Raw genomic sequence first — 18,258 nt, 5'->3', positions numbered from 1 at the left:
ATAGGTTGTTTTTATTATTCTAAGTTCAAGTGGGTAAAAGCGTTCCCGAATAAATCTTATGGGTATTGCTTCCGGCCTGCAGCTCAAGCCCGCCGTCTTTGGCCAGCCCTTTAATGGTGGCTTCATAGGGGGCTTGATTGCCGATACATACCCGCACGCGCTTGCCAAGCCATGCCAGCCGGCGGTTCAAAGCGGCCGTCCACTCCTCCGGTGAAAGAGATTCAACTATTTGATAAAATTTTCTTTTTCCGGTTTCCACCATTTCCAGCCATAAGGAAACAGGGGTTGTCATCAGCCCTTCATTGTATAGACTGGTGGCCGGAATGGCCAAGGCCTCTCTTAAAACATGGGCTTGCGGATGGCCTGCAATATTAATTCCGATGCCAACCATGGTCTGCCCGTGTTTTTGTTCAAGGAGGATGCCGCCGACTTTTCGGTCTTTGACCAACAGATCATTGGGCCACTTGATCCAAACCGAAAGCCCTTTCGCAATCAGGGTCTCGGCCAGAAGGTATCCGGCCAAAAGAGACAAAAGCCCTTCCCATCCGGGAGTTGATAGCGAGTCCGGGCCGGGCCAGCGCCATGCCGCGTAAAGATTGCCAGGCGGTGATGTCCAATTGCGATGCCGCTGCCCTCTTCCGGCAGCCTGGGAGACGGCGACCACTGAATCCCAGGCCTCCATATATCCCCCCTGGGATAACGCCCAGGCCACATCCAGCGCCGAATCACACGGTCCCCAGATAATGACTTTTTCGTCGCCATGGGTTTTTGCGGACCGCCAGATGGTGTCCGCTGCCAGCTGATTGGGCTCCATGGATACCGGCGTCCACGGGCCGAAATCATGAATATCCTGTTGCCACAGGGAATGCTGACGGGCGATCCGGGCCGGATTACCGGCCGCCGAACCACTTCCCCATAATTCCAATCGGTTGCTGCTACTGAATTTCATCGCGTATATAAGGGATTGGATCAGAAATGGATAACCATCCGGGCCTGATTAAATCATGCCCCAAGTTTTGGCGCAAAGTTTAATCTTTTCCAATAAATCGGCTCATCTGTCAAGAAAAATTCTACATTTCCTGTGGGCCGCACAAGGCGTTACCCATGAACGCGGATTTCGGACCGCCCCGTCTGCCGGCGCCCTTTATCCGTTGGAAATCTATGCGGTCATCGGCCATGCTGAAAATATAGAGGCCGGCATCTATCATTATCAGCCAAAGTCCCATCAGCTCGAGCAGGTCAAAGCCGGCGATCATCGAAAGGCTCTTTGCAGCGCCGGACTCTCCCAGTCCGCCATTCGCAGCGCGCCGTTATCCGTTGTGATGGCTGGCGTATTTGAGCGGACCACGGGGAAGTATGGCAAGCGCGGTGTGCAGTATGTGTTCATGGAAGCGGGCCATGCCGCTTAGAATGTGCTTTTGCAGGCGGTCTCCCTTAAGCTCGCGGCGGTTCCCATCGGCGCATTTGACAATCAGGCGGTCAGCCGATTGATGGACCTGCCGGAATCGGAAACACCGCTATACATCCTGCCGGTGGGTCGACCGAAATGATGCTTCCGTTTTTTGACTGATGATTTCTTTCACCTCAGCCAGAACCCGGCCGGCCTGATCCCGGATCAGCAAATCGCAGTCTGAATCATAGGGGGCGAGATGTTACGAAGCCATCATGCGCCGGTGCAGACGCTCCGCCTGCTGGCAGAAGGCCTCAATTTTGGCATTGATCAATTGCGGAAACGGAGAGCCGTCACTTTCGATGGCCAGAAACGGAAGGTCCTCAAAGTCCGAGAGTACAGTGCGCATCCGGCCGTTACCTGCGGCCGCCTCAATTTTAACATCCCGGTGCATGACCTCATTTAATATGGATTCGGACAGCCGGTTGGGCATGCAGCCGAAAGGCCCGATGGCAATGACGCCGCAGACCTCGCTGGCGATTTCGGTGATGGCGCTGCCCACCGTCAGGATGGCCTCCCCCCCTAATTTTTTGGATATAAAGGGCTGGGCGTTATCGATGACGGTTTCCAGATGGGATGGCCGGGCGGAGAGCAGGCCGGATTTGGAAACCACGGACAGCAGGCGCTTTTCATATCGATCCATGAATTTCTCGCGCAGATAGAACCGCAGTTTGTCCCAGAAAGACATGGCATGCCACTCGCCGTCGACTTTGATCATGTAGTCCGAATACCGGATCCACTCGGATACCGGCGAACAGATAACGGCAAATCCGTTCTCAGCCAGCCGTTCGGTCAGATACTGCCTGGACAGGGCATCCCGCCGGACAAAGATCTCACCGGTTAAAAGGATCACCGGCACCTCTTCGGCGGGCCGGATTAAATCAATGCTCGAAAAACGGGTCATGCTCCGGTCCAGCTGCCGGGTTAAATCATCGAAATTGCCCTTTTCCAAAGAATTGAGAATGGAGCGCCACTCCTCGTTGAAAATTTCCATGGCCCCGCTCCTATCTCCGGCATTGGCCAGGATCATGGAGCGCACATCCTCCATCAGATCAGAGATCAGAATCGCCCACCAGGCCTTATAATAGTTAAAGCCGTTTCCCATGCCGAAATAGGTGTTATCCGAGGTCAGCGTAAATATCGCCACGTTCGGAATGCCAAGCCGCTCAATCAGCTCGCGCATGAACACGTTGTACTGACCGAATCGGCAAGGCCCGGAGGCCGATGGCATAAAATATACAAGGACCTCGTCCGGATGCTTTTGCGTGTGGATGTAATTGAGCAGGGTGCCGGTGGTAAGTATCAGCGGCAGGCATTCCTTGCAGGAGGTATTGGCCCGGCCGAGCTTTAATACCGCCTCATCTGACGGGGGATGGGGGGCCACATGATATCCTGCCTCCCGGAATACGGCTGAAATGGCTTCGGTCGATATCCGGCCCATAGAGGGAATCAGAAATGTGACGCGCGGATCCGTCATGGGAAGCACTTCCCCACTCGACGATTTTACCTTTGGCGTGCCCTTCTGCATAAAGGTTTGCGCCGGGGTGAAGGATTCTGTTTTTTTGGGCAGCTGCTTTCTGCTGATCAGCTGTCGGTATTGGGCGACGATATCCAGAAACGCCTCAATGCGGGTTTCAATGCCCGCATCCGCCGTGTGGCTGTCTAATTCAAGGGTTAAAGAGGGCTTTCGTCCCATGATGCTTCTGAAATAGCCGATAACAAATGAATCCGGGCCGCAGGAAAAATTGGTGATATAGGTGCCGAATAACTGGTCATGACGTTTTACATAATGCGCCGCCTTTAGGATCAGCTGGCCCATGCCCCAGTACATGTGATCCTTGACCGGCTGCTCCTTGATGGGCAGAAAATCCATGGGGATAACCTGCACCCCGCGGGAGGCCAGTTTGTGCGGAATTCCCATGTGCGCCTCTTCCACCATGCCGTTATAGGGACGGCTAAAGATTACCACGCCAACGCGTTCCGGATCCGCTTCAAGCTCGGAAAGCGCGGCCTTGCCGAGCTCCTTCATTTCGGAAAAGCAGCGCTGCTGCATTTCAATGGCTTTGCGAAAGGCGGTTTCCGCGGTTAGCCGGTCCACCCCCATTTGATCGGCCATATCAATGAGCGCCGTTTTGGCCTTATCCAGTCCTTCGGTCATATCAATATAGGGATTGAGGCTCTGCGTGCCCCTTTTCCTCAATTCGTCAAGCCGTCGTTTGAATGTCGTCTGAAGATAAAAAGGTTCGCCCTGAACAAACGGACATACCTGGGATATGGGATACCCGTTTTCAACCGGAATACCTTTGACATGGGGCAGAAACAGAAAGTCCACCGGCGGATCGACATTCAGGAGGGCATCAAAGAACCCGTGCGCAAGCTCAGCCGGATAGCAGAAGGCCGCATTCCGCTGGTCAATGCCTTCATGGGTGGCATCCGGGGAAAGCACCGGCTGATACCCGATATTTTCAAAAAACGTGGCATACAGCGGGTAATAGGTGTTCACCAGAAAGCTCTTGTTGATCCCTACCCGTCCTTTGAAGGACTCTGCCTCTTTCGGCATGCCGGTGCCGCCGTATTTACCAAATATCAGTTGTTCGCGGGTCCGGATGAGATCCAGCTTTGTCACATCGTAGGACAGGTTGAACCGTAAATTGTAATACCGGTTGCAAGCCCCGCCGAATGGGTATTTCTTGCCGTTAATCTCGATCACGTTGATTTCACATCCGCGGTCGCATTTTTCCTTTCCGCCTTTGCAGGTAATAGATTGACGGTATTTGACTTCGCGATCTGACAGGGTCTTAAGGTCATAGGCGCCGGTGTCCATCAATCCCATATCGATCCGCTTCTTGATTTCTATGGCCACCCCGTAAGCCCCCATGAGCCCGGGCTCCGGCGGTACAATGATCGGTTTTCCGGAAAGGGAGGCCATGGCCAGGGGCACGGCATAGTTGTAGCAGACCCCGCCCTGCATAAAGACCTTCTCGCCAACCGGCCGGTTTCCCTTTACCCGGTTGGTGTAATTCATGCAGATGGAGTAGACCAGGCCCGCCACAATATCATTGTGGTCAATGCCTTCATGAATGGCGGTCTTTATATCCGAGGCGATAAAGGCCGCGCACTGGTCATTAAAGTTCGGCGGTTTTTCGCCTTTCATGGCCACATCAGCGATTTCATCCACCTTAACCCCGAGGGTCTCATGGGCCGACTCCTCGAGAAACGAGCCGGTGCCTGCGGAGCAGGCCTCGTTCATGGCGTAGTCGGAGGGCACGCCGGCGGTGATATAGGTGTATTTGGCGTCCTGGCCGCCGATTTCAAAAAGGGTATCCACCTCCGGATCAAAATGGACGGCTGCTGCGGCATGGGCAATTATTTCATTGATAATGCCGTCGGTTAGGGCATGGAGCCCCGCAATCTGACGGCCGGAGCCGCAAATGCCAAGTCCGATAATGGAAATTTCCGAGGGGTCCACAACTGGCTGAATCTCCGCCAGAATGCTGGCATAGCATTTTCTGGAGGCCCCCACTGGATCGCCTTCGGTTAACCGGTAAATGGAGGCCAGCATGGCATTGTCGGATTTTCTTAACAGCACGGCCTTTGTAGTGGTCGAGCCCACGTCCAGACCCAGGATGCAGACATCCCCTGCCCTTATCGTCTCCTTTTTCATGGATTTAAAAGTCACCTGATCTTTAAAATCCGAAAGCGGCGGCAGCGTATCAATAGATGCGGCGTGGGCGTGGAAGAGATGATCAAGATCCGGGCATGATTTGGTCTCATGGCTAAGCCCCCATAAAGCGGTACCCAGGGCCTCGAAATAAGGGGCCTCATCCGGGACGATCAGGCCGGGGATTTCTTTTCTGAGATATTCGATCATCATCCGGTTCTGGCTGGTGCCGCCAACGATCATGATGTTTTGACGCGCCACTTTTTTGAGGAGCTCAAGGATCTTATTGCCCATCATACGGCAGAGCCCGGCGGTCACCCGGGCTTTGGGAATGCCTTTGTTAATGGCGTGCGTACAGTCGGATTTGCAGAAGACCGAGCAGCGGCCGGAGACAGCGTACGGTTCCGTGGTGGCCGACCAGCGTTCGGCATCTTTAAGGGTTACATCCATCCGCCGCAGCTGCTGTATGAAAAATTCGCCGGTGCCGGACGCGCATTTATTGCCGGTCATAACATTGGAAATCCGGCCGTGCCGGTTTAAAGCATAGACCATAAACGTCTCGCCCCCGGCGGAGACAATGGCCGGGGAGTCCACATCCGGCGGCTTGACGAATTGATAGGCATACTCTACCGCCTCGGGCTCGGATATGGAGGTCAGATCCACGAAATGGCGGAATCGCCGCCCGGTGGCCACGACTCGATCAAAACGGGTTAGATCGATCTGTTTCAGGGCATTGTACAGGGTATCCCTTGGATTGCCGCCATGGGGATAAAGCGCGTAATCGATGACTTCAATAGCGCCCGCATCCGCCAGATTACTTAACGATGAGCCGCTCTCAGATCCTTTGATGTGTACCAGGGATACGGTTGATGCCCCCAGACAGATGCCTAATACATGAATGGTCGTGCCAGTGCTATTCTCCATTATTTGATTTTCCTGCGCTATGGGCTTGCCCGTTACCATTTTCATCAATCCGAAATCGCTGGTAAATCCATCGATCAACATCCAGCAGACCGCACTCCCCGTTATCGACCGCCCCCACGATGAGAATATAGCGATCTGCAGCGGAAAATGAAATGAGATATTTTTCACCCATCGGCTCTCGATGAACTTCACCGGACCGCCACCGAAAAAGCACCGGCTGATGAGAATGGCCGCAGCAGGTTAAAAAATAATCCGTATCTTGGAAAACCTGTTCCGCCCGGCTCGTGGTGCCGTCATCCATGGGTTCATACAGAGCGCGGATATTCTCATACGGCAGAGAATGGGCGAGGCATATGTTACCGATTTTTTTAATTATTGGCATTTTCTGCAAATACTGGACAACAAAGGCGTGGTCTGCGTCCGACAAACCGGAACCCTTGTCCTTTGCAAGTGCCTTCGCCACCTGGTGGTCATTATTGCCTTTAATACTTATCACGCAATTGTTGCAGAGTGTGTTTAAGATGGTCACAAAATCGTTATCCCTGACGGAATCAAACAAATCCCCCAGATGATAGAGTTGATCGGCCCCGTTTTCCTGCAGACGTTGGATTGCGGCGACAGTTGCCGGCAGATTGCCGTGGGAATCGGCCAGCAGGCCTATTTTGCCGGAAAGCGATTTCATCATCCGCTAAGGCATCAACTTCGCCCGGATGTGTTTGGTGATGCGCTGTACCTCGCCGCTTGGGATTTCATCCAGATCCAGCCCGCCGCCCTTGATATATGGGCTTAACGCATTGTAGATGTCCTCGGACAGCCCGCCGTATTGGCCTTCAAACGCGTTTATTCGAGATTTGAAACTGTAAAGCCGGCGTTCACGCTCAGGCATATCGAGATATGCGTCGATCCGTTTGAGCATAGACTCCCGGTCCGCCGGCAGATGCCCATTGATGTCGAGCAGGTTTGAGGCGCTGTCGCTTAAGAGCATGGTATTTCCCTGAATTTCTGAAACCAGGGTACGGATTTCCTTAACCACCTGATCCTCATCCGCTTCGGTAAAATCACCGTTATCCCGGGCCTCGGCCAGCGGGGTTTGCGGAAAAATCTCCAAGGACCGCAAGCGGATGTAGTCAGGTTCAATCTCGGAGAGCACGGAAGCCGTTTCACGAGCATTTTCTTCTGACCATTCCACCCCGCCCAGGCCCGGCATGACATAAACCGAGCAGGAAAGACCGGCGGATTTGGTTTTCTGGCAGCCCTCAATATGGTCTTCGCGGGTTTCGCCTTTTTTCACGAATTTTAAAACCCGGTCGGCGCCGCTCTCAATCCCGAAATGCACCCGGTCCAGGCCGGATTTCCGATAAGCCCCCAGGTCATCGAGACTTCTTAACCGGGCGGCCGTGGCGGTCCGGCCGTAAACCGTAAATCGTTCAATAGACGGGAAATGCGTTTTGATCTCGGATATCACCGCATCCACAAACCGGGGTTTTAAAATCAGGGCGTCCGCATCCCCCAGAAAACAATTTGTTTTTCCGGCCATGCGCCAGGCCAGCAGATGATTAACCGCGTCTTCGATGGTGGGCGCCTCTTTTACCCACTGCAGAAACCAGGAGAGAACAGGATCACCGGCAACAGATGGATGCGGCGCATTGGCCGTCGGGGCTGCCTCACGGCCGGCCTGCTTTCGGGCCGCGTTGATCCGGTCAATCAACTGCGCAGCATCCTGATACCCGGCCCGCCCCGTTTTGGGGAATAGATCCGCATCCCAGCCCCCCTGTGCATCAAGCAATTGGTCCAGCTTGGCTGCATGCTGTATATCTTTTTGAACCGCTTCGAAAGTCCGTTTTGAAAATCGGGAGCCAAATTTGTAGACCGGGCAGAATGCGCAGTGGTTCCAGTAACAATTCCTGGTTAACCGGAAGGCCAGGCTCTGATTCTCCGTAGGCGGTCGGATAAAAGCGATTTCAAATGGTTCAATGCTTGATAATTCTGTATTCATAAGAGATACCAAATATTTTCATAGAGAATCGGCAGTATAACATGGTCTTATTAAGGAAACAATTTAACTAAACTGGGAAATTCTGTCAATTAAGTGCCAGCAAGTCCCGGTAAAATTATGAGGCGGCGGTAATGGCTTGACAAGCATTCCGGGATGCCTGATATTTATTTTCGAAAACGAAACATAAGCACATATCGCATAGGGGGAGCATTTCATGGAAAATCAACCGGAAAAAGAATCATGGGTGTATGTGGCGGTGGAAAATCCCGGCGGAAGCGAAAGTTTTGTGGGGCTTGCGGATGAGCAATCCGGAATTGCTTATATCCCGGCTTTCTCGACCAAAGATGAGGCTCAGGCCTGTTTTATCAATATGCCCCGAGAGGCCGGCAAAAAATATGAAATCCAGGCAGTGATTTTTGAGGACCTCGCCCGTGATGCGGCGGTCAATGGGTTTTTGATATTCATTCTGGACAAGGACGCTAAGATCCTGAACAAGATTGATCCGGCCAAAATTCAGGGGGATTCTCAGTAGGCTTCGGGGGGTCGGGTATTTTGCCTGTTGACCCGGACATCTATCATTGTTATTAAAAAAATGGTTTCCACCGTTTTTCTGGCCAGGGCCGAGGGAAAGCCCATGGCCCGCGATGATGCCAAGAATGCCGGCCTCTTCACCCGGGATGCGCTTCCCGAAACCATTGCGTTTGATCATCGAACCATATTGACGGATTATTTTCGTTACAAAGACGGCCAACCAGTGGCGGATATATTTTCTGACCGGGTTCGATAACCCCTAACCCTTATTTTCCACAGGAGCAGAGCATGAAAACGATTGGGATCTTATTGTCCGGATGCGGCGTATATGATGGCGTGGAAATCCATGAAGCCGTGCTGACCCTTCTGGCGCTGGATCGGAAAGGGGCTAAGGTTGTTTGCATGGCGCCGGATATTGATCAGTATCATGTGGTTGATCACTTAACGGGTGAGGCAACCGAGGAAAAACGGAACGTGCTGATTGAATCCGCGCGGATCACCCGGGGGGAAATCCGCAACATGAAATCCGTTCAGGCCTCCGAACTGGATGCGCTGATTATGCCGGGCGGATTTGGCGCGGCCAAAAACCTGAGCGATTTTGCAAACAAGGGCAAGGATGCCAAGCCCCTGCCCGAGGTATCGCGGATCATTTCTGAAATGGCGGATGCCGGCAAACCGATTGGGGCCATATGCATTTCACCGGCGGTGGTGGTCAGTGTATTGTCACAGAAACATCCGGAAGTCACCATCGGCAGCGATCTGGGCACAGCCGACGCCATCGAAGGCATGGGCGGGGTTCACAAGGCCTGCACGGTGGATCAGATCCACATTGATGGAAAAAATAAAATCGTGACCACCCCGGCTTATATGCTCGGCCCGGGCATTAAGGAGGTCGCGGCAGGCATCGAAAAGCTCGTTGATGCCGTGCTGGAGCTTGCTTAAGCAGCGAACCCCATGATCTTATCCGGCAGTCATGGGGAAAATATCGTAGAAATACAGCATCGCATCGGACCTTGAAATAATCCCGATAATCCGATCATTTTTCACGACCGGAAGCCGTCCGATGTCGTGTTTTACCATCAGCCGCGCCGCCTCGATGGGGCTGCTTTCAGGGGCGATGGTGATGTTTTTGGTGCTCATAAAGGCTTTGACCGGGCTTTTCATTCGTGTCTCGCCTTTTACCTTTCGAAAATCCCGGCGGGAAATCACGCCGACCAGTTGATCATTGTCAACCACCGGCACACCGGTGCAGCCTTCGGTGCCAAGTATTTCAGCGACTTTCTCCATGGGGGTATCTGATGCCACGGTGATCACCGGATAGGACATCAGGTCGCTGACCTGAACGCTGCCCTGCTGGTTGCCCTGTAGCAGCTCGATGATCCATTCATACAAGGCATCCGGGTTTACGGATTTCAGCATGGCCGAACCCGCGCCGGGGTGGCCGCCGCCCCCCATGCTGCGCATGATGGAGCCGATATCAATGGCATCCACCGCACTTCTGCCGATGATAATGCACTTGTCGTTATCATCGTGTACGAATATGCCGAACGCGGCATCCAGATTTAAAATTTCCCGGTACATGTGTACCACCAGGGAAAGGTTGTTGATGTGTCCGGCTATATGGACCGTGTTGATGCTTACGCTGCAGTTGCCGATTTTTTCCCGGGGCGGGGATTTTAACATTTCAAACAGGATGTCTTTCTGTTTGATGCCGTATCCAGGCTGCAGAAATGTATTTAAAACCGTTAAGTCCGCATTATTATCGAACAGATAGGCGGCTGCATGCACATCCTCGGCCGTGGTCGAGGTAAAAGTTAAACTGCCGGTATCCTCATAAAGCCCGATCAGAAAAAGGGTTGCCTGCATGGGGGTTAACTTGATGCGGCGCTTTTTGATTTCCCGGATCATGAGCGTAATGGTGGCGCCGGTCTGCTCCTGGCATGTCCATTTTGGGTTCAGATCAGTCGACTCCTCGTGATGATCCCATATGTCGATGTCCAGATCCGGCCGATCCTTTAACCCATCCATTTTTTCAAGCCGACCCCACCGGTTGGTATCCACAACGATCAGCTTTTCAACTGCGCTGAAATCCACATCATCAATGCTGTGCATCTCAAACAGATCCTTATGGATGGAGGAGAAGGCCTTGACGTTCGGATTGATAAATTTCGGCAGCAGGGGAATCGCCCCCCGGTAAAGCAGGGTGCCCGCCACCAGCGAGGCAAACGCGTCAAAATCGGTACTTCGGTGTGTGGTGATTAATTGCATGTATTCCGCATCATTAGGCAGTTAAGATAAATATTGTTTAGCAGAGGTTCGTTTGAATTTTCAACTAATTCTTTTTATTGCAAGATTTTTTATACGCAAACATAAAAATTATTATTTAATGATTGACACTTATATTTCTTTCACGTTATTTGATACGAAATGGCGGTAATTTATCTTATCGATCCGTTTTAACCCTCTATTAATGTTTAAAATAATATGGATTATATTGAAGAGGACAAAAACAGCAACAAACAGAGCCCTTCAAATGAGTTAAATACTACCCGCGCCAACCTTCGAATTATTGATACCGATCTTAACGCTCCCGCCCCCCCATCCAGAAAAAAAGAAAAAACTGTTCGTAAGAAAAAATTAATCAACAAATTAAACCTGATTCATTTTAATACGGAAACCATCCGGCTTAATTTCAAGCATTACAAAGACGGACGCATGATTTCTTTTGATGTTTTCCCCCAGCCCTGCTTTGGGAAATTCCTTGTCTGCCTCTGGGGCGAATCGCCGGATATTGATCAAATCAAAAAATCCTATTTGCTGCAAAATATTCTAATCAACGATGGACGGGATTACATATCAATTGATGCATCCATCCGGGCAATCGGCCCAAAAGGCATCTGCGTTAGACTGCCGGACAAATCGGTTCAAAGCAGCATCCGAAAAGCAAGAAGGTTTACTTGTGATTCGATAAAGGTCCATTTAACACAAAATGGCATTGTCTTTAGCGGACTTCTGCGGGATTTTAGTGCATTCTCATTTCGGGTCGAACTCAATTCGTCCCCAAAAGAAGCCTATCAGTGGCTCAACCCCAAAGATCATATCAACCTGGCGGTCATTAAAAATTCAGAAACCGTATATTCCAGTGAATGCGCAATAATAAAACAGGAGACAGCGAAGCGAAAAAAAAACCTCATATTGGAGCCCCTTAAATCAAACATTCAACGATTTACCCCCAAAGAATTCCGCAGCAACCGGATTCACTTGTCGCCCTCACCCCATATTGTTTTCATGCACCCGTTTACAACGAAACTGGTCACCTTAAATGCTATCGACGTATCCGGTTCAGGACTTTCCGTGGAAGATGATGAGGATAACTCTGTACTGATTTCCGGGATGGTGATTCCCGAATTATCCATACACCTGGCCAATGCATTCAAGTTTAAATGTCGGGCCCAGGTCGTATACAGGAATATAAACAGGCATAATGAGGCTGATGAGGCTGTCGTTCAGTGCGGCATTGCATTTCTTGATATGGATTGCAATGATCACATGCGCTTTTTGTCCCTGCTGCATCAGGCTGAGAATCAAAATCTTTATATCTGTAATGAAGTAGACCTGGATGAACTTTGGAAATTTTTCTTTGAAACCGGTTTTATTTATCCGCAAAAATATAAATTCATACAGGCGACCAAAGAAAAAATTCGAAAAACATATGAGCGCCTGTATACTAAGAATTCAAATATCTCACGGTATTTCACATGGCAAAAAAAGGGAGTTATTCAGGGGCATCTCTCCATGCTCCGATTTTATGAAACCACCTGGCTGATTCATCATTTGGCCGCGCTGGCATCCAGTGAACGGCGGGTGGGTATTGATATACTAAAACAAATCGGCGCTTTTACCTATGATTCCCATCGCCTATTCTCCAGCCATATGGATTACTTGATCTGTTATTTCCGTCCGGAAAATAAATTTACCAACCACTTTTTTGGTGGGATCCAACAGCATATTGAAAATCCAAAAGCCTGCTCCATTGATCAGTTTGCCTATCTGCATTATCGAAAGCATAAGCATGTCAATCCGGAGTTGCCGGAGGACTGGCAGTTGGTCAAATCGACCCATAAAGATTTGTCGGAACTTTTCGATTTTTATGAACAGCTTGCCGGCGGCTTGATGCTCCAGGCTTTGGATTTGTTGCCTGATGAGGATATGAGTGAGCGGCATAATCTATCAAATGAATATCAAAGCCTGAACATGAAACGTCAGCGAAGATTGTATTCATTAAAAGGAAGGCATTCTTTAAAAGCGGTCCTGATGGCCAATATTTCGGATTTTGCCCTTAACCTATCCGATCTGACGAATTCAGTGAGCGTTTTTGTTCTAGAGGGGGATGAACTCTCCCTGCCCATCCTATACTCCGCAATTGCCCAAATTTCTGAAAAATACGCTCAAAAAACATTCCCCATATTAATTTATCCCGTATCCTATATTGAAGAGCAGCCATTTAAATATGAACGAATATATAATTTGTGGGCGCTCAGCATGGATCATTCGGATGACTATTTTAGAAACTTCAATCATCTGATATAATTTTTCCCCTTCAATAAAAATATTTAATATAATAACAGGTACTTATAAATGGTCTAATATCTTACTGATATTATGCTTTAAATAATTATTGTAATAAAAAACAAAATATTGTATTGAAATATATATACGGATATTGTATCAACAAATTAAAACTAATCCTAAGATGAAATTTAAACCCATGCTTGCCTACAAATATCTCATGGAAAATGATAAAGAAGCCATTCGCATGGACATGAAAACCGATCCCGTGGTGATCGAAAAGCAGGCCGTGAGGGCAGGTATTCAGCCGAATATGCGAATCGCGGACATTGGTTGCGGCCCGGGCAAGACGACCTATTACCTGAGCCGGTTGATTATTCCGCATGGAACGGCTGTTGGATTGGATAATTCCGGCGAGCGCATCGCCTACGCAAAAAAACACTATTCAGGTGACAACATCGATTTTATCTGCCGGGATGTCCATGAGCCATTAACAGACATCGGACAATTTGATTTTATCTGGGTCCGATTCGTACTGGAATACTATAAATCCACAAGCTTCGATATCGTCAAAAAGCTTACCGACATTTTGAAACCCGGCGGCATCCTTTGTTTAATTGATTTGGATTTGAACTCAATGAATCATTATGCACTGCCGCAAAATCTGGAAAACAGCCTACACGGTATGATACAGGCATTAGAGGATGAACGGGATTTTGATCCCTATGCCGGCCGTAAATTATACTCCTTTTTATATGATCTTAACTACACCCATATCAACATCGATATCAAAGCCCATCATATGATTTATGGAAAACTGCAGGAAAAGGATGAGTTTAACTGGATAACAAAAGTAATGGTGGCTGGAAAAAACTCGGGATACGATTTTTATAAGGATTTTAAAGACGGTTTTGACGGTTTCTACGCATCATTCAAGCGATTCTTTACGGATCCCCGCCGATTTACCTATACACCGGTCATCGCCTGCTGCGGTCGAAAACCGGTTTTACAGTTTTCATGACACTTTGGTTCTGACTGAGCGCACAGTATCGCCATAAACCCTCATATAATATTGAATAAACGCATTTACAATCTGCTTGTCAAAGAAAGTGCCGTTGTTTTCGATAAGCATATCCAATGCTTTTGCCGGTGGCATGGGTTCACTGTAGTAGCGGTTGGCCGTTAATGCCTCAAAATAGTCGGCAACCGCAATAATCCGGCCGCCAAAAGGTATCTCTTCGCCCTTTAGGCCCATCGGATAGCCAGACCCATCCATCTTTTCATGATGGGCACCGGCAATTTCCGGAACCTCCTTTAAAGATCCCTCAAAATTGATTTCGGACAGGATTTCTTTGGTCTTATCAACATGCAGTTTCACATACTCGTATTCGTATTCGGTCAGTTTATCCGCTTTCTTCAGCATGGAATCCGGAATGCCGAGTTTGCCGTAATCATGAAGCAAAGCGGCAATCCGAATCATCTCCCGGTAGTCCTTGTTCAGTCCGAGTTGATCGCATATGCCGACGGAATATTCAGCCACCCATTCGGAATGCCCTTTTGTGACTGTATCTCGGGCGTCAATGCTGGAAACCAATACTTTTAAAATCGACTTCAACTGATTCTGCCGGGCTTCCAGGTGCTCGGTATGACGGATAAAAATTCCGATAAAATGGGAAATCCCCATTAATAGACTGACATCACTATGGACCAGCAATCGCTTGGATCGGATGTTATCAACAGCAAAAATACCGATGCTTTCCTCATCACAAATAATTGGACAGCAAATAAAGGATTTGCCGCCCATTTTTTTTGCAAAATTTACACTTCGTTCGGACAGGGTATCCTGAATTTCATTAATATTATTAATTAAAAACGGCTTTTGTTCGCGGAATGAAATAACAAAAGCACCTTTGGAGGATGGATTGTCCAGGTGAAACGAAAGGCGTCTTAAAAACTGCAATTGATCATCCGTGTAGCCGAATCCGCCCCAGAATTTGAGCTGGGTTTTTTGGGGATTGGCCAGCATAATCATACCGCGGTCAAAATCAAGACGATGCTTTAAAACCGCCACCACTTCTTTAAGTACATCCTCAAGGTTATAGCGCCGGTTAATGATCTGACCGATTTCTCTGGTCACCAGTCGATTGTTGTAATTAATTTCAATTTGATTGACCAGCTGATCACTTGCCTCTTGAAGATTCTGCATGGCGGCTTTTAAACTTTTTTTATCAAGGTATTCGCCGATCAGCGTGGTGCCGAGCATTGCAATCGTCAAAGCAGCTACCAGCAGGACCCAGCTTTTCAATGGCAGCATGGCTATGGATACCAGCGCAACGATCAGCATTAAAAGAATTAGATAGTTCCGGAGAATTTTGTAATAGGCATTAAAATTCTTTTCCCATGTAATAATATAGCGGCATGCCTTGTGCCCCCGAAACATGCATTCAGGATGTTCAATTTGAGGGGGCTTGTTGTTAAAAACCATGAGTATGGCTTCAAAAAACCCTTTCCTGTTTTCACACTGGAAGGGCTTTTCGACTGTGCCTTCATGGGGAGAGACAATGATTTCGACTTTGTTGGGAGAAATCAGGCGGGACTCATATTTGGAAGAGCGGGTAAAATTCTGTGTTGTCTTGCCGATTAATTCATATACTCTTGCCGGGGTGGACAAACCCAAAACATATTGACGCATCGCCCCGATGGAGTCAGGAGAAGCGGCATAGCGCCCCGCTTCCCGGGCGATATTTTCATTTCCCGTCAGGGCGACAGCCTGTTCATAGAATCGATCAACCTGCGTCTGGGTGAACCAATGCCCCTGATCATCAACCTCCTGCGGCTTCATGGCGGCATAGTCAAGCATTTCGCGTATATTTACAGAAGGGTATTTCCGCTTGATCAGCTTGATATAGGAGTTTATAATCCGGCTGTTATATAAAGGCTCTTCCTTTTTGGACGAGGCATTAGGCATTGGATAAAGTGTTTCAGATTAATCCGTTAATATAAACATCCGAATAACAATGGGGGGGGCACCCCTAATTATTCGGATACCGCTTGCGAATTGACTGTAGATATTTTTCTGCATCCGGGTTTCCGAGTTCAGCCGCCTGCTGCATATCCCGTTCGGCCTTATCCTTGCTGCCGGCAAGGGAATGGATCCAGCCGCGGGCATAATGATAATCCCCATCCTCCGGCTGTAGCGCAATGCCGCGATTGATGGCATCCAGCGCTTTTTCATATTGGCCGACCTCCCCGTAGCTGACGGCCAAATGAAAATAGGCCTTGCTGTTATTCGGGTCGATTTTTAAAGCTTTCTCATAATGTTCAATGGCCCGGCGCTGATTGCCGTATGTCGCAAACAGCTCACCCTTGTTTAGCCAATACTGCGGGCTGTCTTCATCCGGTTCAACATCAGCCTGCCTGGCACGGGCGGCGCTACTTTGTTCCGGCCCTTTCGAGTCCCCCGGTTGCCGGGCCTGATCGGCTTGCCCCCCTTGGGTGTCGGCCGCATCAGTGCCCTGCCCCAGTTCTTTAAAATAGGCGGCCATTTTCTGGATCGCATCCCGCTGCATGGAATAGCGGGTTTTGAGCATGCCGTCTGCCAGGTCCAGCGTATAAGAGAGACTGCCGATATCTTGAATTTCCCCCGCATCTATTTGTGACTGGGCAGGCATGAATTCACTGATGGCCTCTAAATAAGCCGCCAAATCGATATCCATCTGCATCAAGGGCCCGCCCGCCGGGGCTTTTTCCAATCCCTTGGCGTTTTCAATCAGCGTTTTCAGCTGTTGATCATCCGAGGCGGTTAAAAGCATGTTGCCCAGCCGGGTCATGCGCAGTTGAAAGGATAACGTATTTTGACCGGTTTGCATGTCTACCGGCATTTTTCCCTTAAGCCCTGCAACGGATTGTCCGGCCACGGTTGAGTCCGGCGTTCGTTCGAAAAAGTTTTCAACCTGGACATCAGGGGATAGCCGGCTGACATATTCAGCCATAGTTTTGCCGTAATTCAGGATCCATGGCAAATATACGGCGTCCAGGTAATTATCCGGGATTTCACCGGCGTCTTCAAAGACCGCAATAACCTCCAGATCCAGCCTGTCTTTTCCAAAAGATGCCCCACCGGCCATCTCACCGGAAAAATACCGGGTCATTTCTTTTAATTTACCGAAATCCACCCCCATCTGTTCATACACCGGGGCAAAGTTTTGATCAAAAAAATCCATTACCGCGTTGATATCATAGGGCTGCGAGCGAAATTTTATGGGATAGTCCGGCTGATAATCTGCCAGTATCAATGGTTCCCTGGCTTTTTCCACATCAAAGGTGGCTGCCAAACCGGAATCCTCAAGAGCCTTGGCATTACAGAAAAATGCGAATTCCGCCTCAGTCATATCCAGGCCGATGGAGACCCTTTCCAGTTGTTTGCCGGTTTCAATCAAATTGGCCAGCATTTGCTTCACCTGTTTGGGCGACAGGTCTGTATCCGAATCCTCAGGCGGTACTTTTTGCTCTAAGGATTCAAGCATGTTCTGGATTTGCGGCTCCGCTTTGGCAATGATCTGGCTTGCGGCCAGATCAAGGGAGATCAACCCATCCGGCGGTTTAAGGGAAGCGGCCACCAGGGCTTCTTCCATCCGATCCGAAACCATTCCGCCCTGGCCGGGCGGAAGGCTGATGATATAGTAGTCACTGCCGGCAACCGCATTGTAATTCATCAGAAAATCGTCATTGGGCTTTCGAAAGGGAATCAGGGCAGCGGCATCCGGCTGTTGCGCCGGGTCATTTTTTAAAAATACCCCGCCAACAATGGCGCGATCCGGATCAATCCAGGAGGTGCCCATCAGCATGGAGCGAACAAAGGTGGATGGGGATGACTGGGACTGATCAGGCACCGCCGCTGAAATACGATCTACCGTTTCCAGTATTTTGTCTATTTGCACGATTTTAATCACGGCATCCGCATGCGGCTGACTGGTCTGGGAAAAAGTGGATTGTGCGCAAACGAGGCTGGCAAGGCAGAAGATGATTAGATAGGATAAAGCCAAACGTTGTTTTTTCATGAGTTTCTCCTCAATCGATTGAACGCAGTTAAATTGCCTTATGGGATGATAACTCGGTAAAAACTTT

General features: G+C 49.5%; 12 protein-coding genes and 1 pseudogene. 6 read left to right on the top strand and 7 right to left on the bottom strand.

Going from position 1 to position 18,258, the window contains the following annotated elements:
* Positions 1-25: 25 nt before the first annotated feature.
* Positions 26-925: a biotin--[acetyl-CoA-carboxylase] ligase gene (locus U5L07_02260; GenBank protein ID MDZ7830556.1), complete on the bottom strand. Its 900-nt coding sequence runs from the start codon at positions 923-925 to the stop codon at positions 26-28.
* 79 nt (positions 926-1,004) lie between these two features.
* Here U5L07_02260 and U5L07_02255 point away from each other — a divergent pair.
* Positions 1,005-1,550: pseudogene (locus tag U5L07_02255) on the top strand (SagB/ThcOx family dehydrogenase).
* A gap of 102 nt (positions 1,551-1,652) precedes the next feature.
* Here U5L07_02255 and U5L07_02250 read toward each other — a convergent pair.
* Genes U5L07_02250 through U5L07_02240 form a run of 3 tightly spaced genes read right to left on the bottom strand, consistent with a single transcriptional unit; the run spans position 1,653 to position 8,031 of the window.
* Entirely contained in the window at positions 1,653-6,035 is a 4,383-nt protein-coding gene (locus U5L07_02250) for an acyl-CoA dehydratase activase (GenBank protein ID MDZ7830555.1), read from the bottom strand.
* On the bottom strand, positions 6,025-6,720 hold the full coding sequence (locus tag U5L07_02245) for a metallophosphoesterase family protein (GenBank protein ID MDZ7830554.1): 696 nt from the start codon (positions 6,718-6,720) through the stop codon (positions 6,025-6,027). Before U5L07_02245 ends, U5L07_02250 begins: the two co-directional genes overlap by 11 nt.
* Before the next feature lie 3 nt (positions 6,721-6,723).
* Positions 6,724-8,031, bottom strand: coding sequence for a radical SAM protein (locus U5L07_02240; protein MDZ7830553.1), 1,308 nt, complete (start codon positions 8,029-8,031; stop codon positions 6,724-6,726).
* 214 nt (positions 8,032-8,245) lie between these two features.
* Between U5L07_02240 and U5L07_02235 the strand changes: the two genes are divergently transcribed.
* From U5L07_02235 to elbB, 3 genes are read left to right on the top strand one after another with little or no spacing between them, the layout of a single operon-like run.
* Entirely contained in the window at positions 8,246-8,563 is a 318-nt protein-coding gene (locus U5L07_02235; GenBank protein ID MDZ7830552.1) for a hypothetical protein, read from the top strand.
* A 27-nt stretch (positions 8,564-8,590) separates the two neighbouring features.
* The gene (locus U5L07_02230) at positions 8,591-8,818 is read left to right on the top strand and encodes a hypothetical protein (GenBank protein MDZ7830551.1); all 228 of its coding nucleotides are present in this window, start codon (positions 8,591-8,593) and stop codon (positions 8,816-8,818) included.
* Between the two features lie 32 nt (positions 8,819-8,850).
* Positions 8,851-9,504: an isoprenoid biosynthesis glyoxalase ElbB gene (elbB, locus tag U5L07_02225; GenBank protein ID MDZ7830550.1), complete on the top strand. Its 654-nt coding sequence runs from the start codon at positions 8,851-8,853 to the stop codon at positions 9,502-9,504.
* An 18-nt stretch (positions 9,505-9,522) separates the two neighbouring features.
* Here elbB and U5L07_02220 read toward each other — a convergent pair whose 3' ends face one another.
* The gene (locus U5L07_02220; GenBank protein MDZ7830549.1) at positions 9,523-10,830 is read right to left on the bottom strand and encodes a CBS domain-containing protein; all 1,308 of its coding nucleotides are present in this window, start codon (positions 10,828-10,830) and stop codon (positions 9,523-9,525) included.
* 216 nt (positions 10,831-11,046) lie between these two features.
* On the opposite strand from U5L07_02220, the gene U5L07_02215 reads away from it, so the two are divergent.
* Positions 11,047-13,152, top strand: coding sequence for a hypothetical protein (locus U5L07_02215; GenBank protein MDZ7830548.1), 2,106 nt, complete (start codon positions 11,047-11,049; stop codon positions 13,150-13,152).
* Between the two features lie 178 nt (positions 13,153-13,330).
* Positions 13,331-14,152: a class I SAM-dependent methyltransferase gene (locus U5L07_02210; GenBank protein ID MDZ7830547.1), complete on the top strand. Its 822-nt coding sequence runs from the start codon at positions 13,331-13,333 to the stop codon at positions 14,150-14,152.
* On the opposite strand, the gene U5L07_02205 is transcribed toward U5L07_02210, so the two are convergent.
* Both U5L07_02205 and U5L07_02200 read right to left on the bottom strand, forming a co-directional pair.
* A complete protein-coding gene (locus tag U5L07_02205) occupies positions 14,147-16,099 on the bottom strand; it encodes an HD domain-containing phosphohydrolase (protein ID MDZ7830546.1) in 1,953 nt (650 codons plus the stop codon). The genes U5L07_02210 and U5L07_02205 overlap by 6 nt on opposite strands.
* A gap of 64 nt (positions 16,100-16,163) precedes the next feature.
* On the bottom strand, positions 16,164-18,191 hold the full coding sequence (locus U5L07_02200; protein MDZ7830545.1) for a tetratricopeptide repeat protein: 2,028 nt from the start codon (positions 18,189-18,191) through the stop codon (positions 16,164-16,166).
* Between the last annotated feature and the right edge of the window lie 67 nt (positions 18,192-18,258).

This window comes from Desulfobacterales bacterium, assembly GCA_034520365.1.
Taxonomy (GTDB): domain Bacteria; phylum Desulfobacterota; class Desulfobacteria; order Desulfobacterales; family Desulfosalsimonadaceae; genus M55B175.
This window is presented reverse-complemented; position numbering and strand designations above follow the sequence as displayed.

Excerpts from the sequence above, each read along its gene's own strand:
- elbB (MDZ7830550.1), top strand. The coding sequence starts at position 8,851 with ATGAAAACGATTGGGATCTTATTGTCCGGATGCGGCGTATATGATGGC.
- U5L07_02200 (MDZ7830545.1), bottom strand. The coding sequence starts at position 18,191 with ATGAAAAAACAACGTTTGGCTTTATCCTATCTAATCATCTTCTGCCTT.
- U5L07_02210 (MDZ7830547.1), top strand. The coding sequence starts at position 13,331 with ATGCTTGCCTACAAATATCTCATGGAAAATGATAAAGAAGCCATTCGC.
- U5L07_02220 (MDZ7830549.1), bottom strand. The coding sequence starts at position 10,830 with ATGCAATTAATCACCACACACCGAAGTACCGATTTTGACGCGTTTGCC.
- U5L07_02240 (MDZ7830553.1), bottom strand. The coding sequence starts at position 8,031 with ATGAATACAGAATTATCAAGCATTGAACCATTTGAAATCGCTTTTATC.
- U5L07_02245 (MDZ7830554.1), bottom strand. The coding sequence starts at position 6,720 with ATGATGAAATCGCTTTCCGGCAAAATAGGCCTGCTGGCCGATTCCCAC.
- U5L07_02215 (MDZ7830548.1), top strand. The coding sequence starts at position 11,047 with ATGGATTATATTGAAGAGGACAAAAACAGCAACAAACAGAGCCCTTCA.
- U5L07_02235 (MDZ7830552.1), top strand. The coding sequence starts at position 8,246 with ATGGAAAATCAACCGGAAAAAGAATCATGGGTGTATGTGGCGGTGGAA.
- U5L07_02205 (MDZ7830546.1), bottom strand. The coding sequence starts at position 16,099 with ATGCCTAATGCCTCGTCCAAAAAGGAAGAGCCTTTATATAACAGCCGG.
- U5L07_02250 (MDZ7830555.1), bottom strand. The coding sequence starts at position 6,035 with ATGGAGAATAGCACTGGCACGACCATTCATGTATTAGGCATCTGTCTG.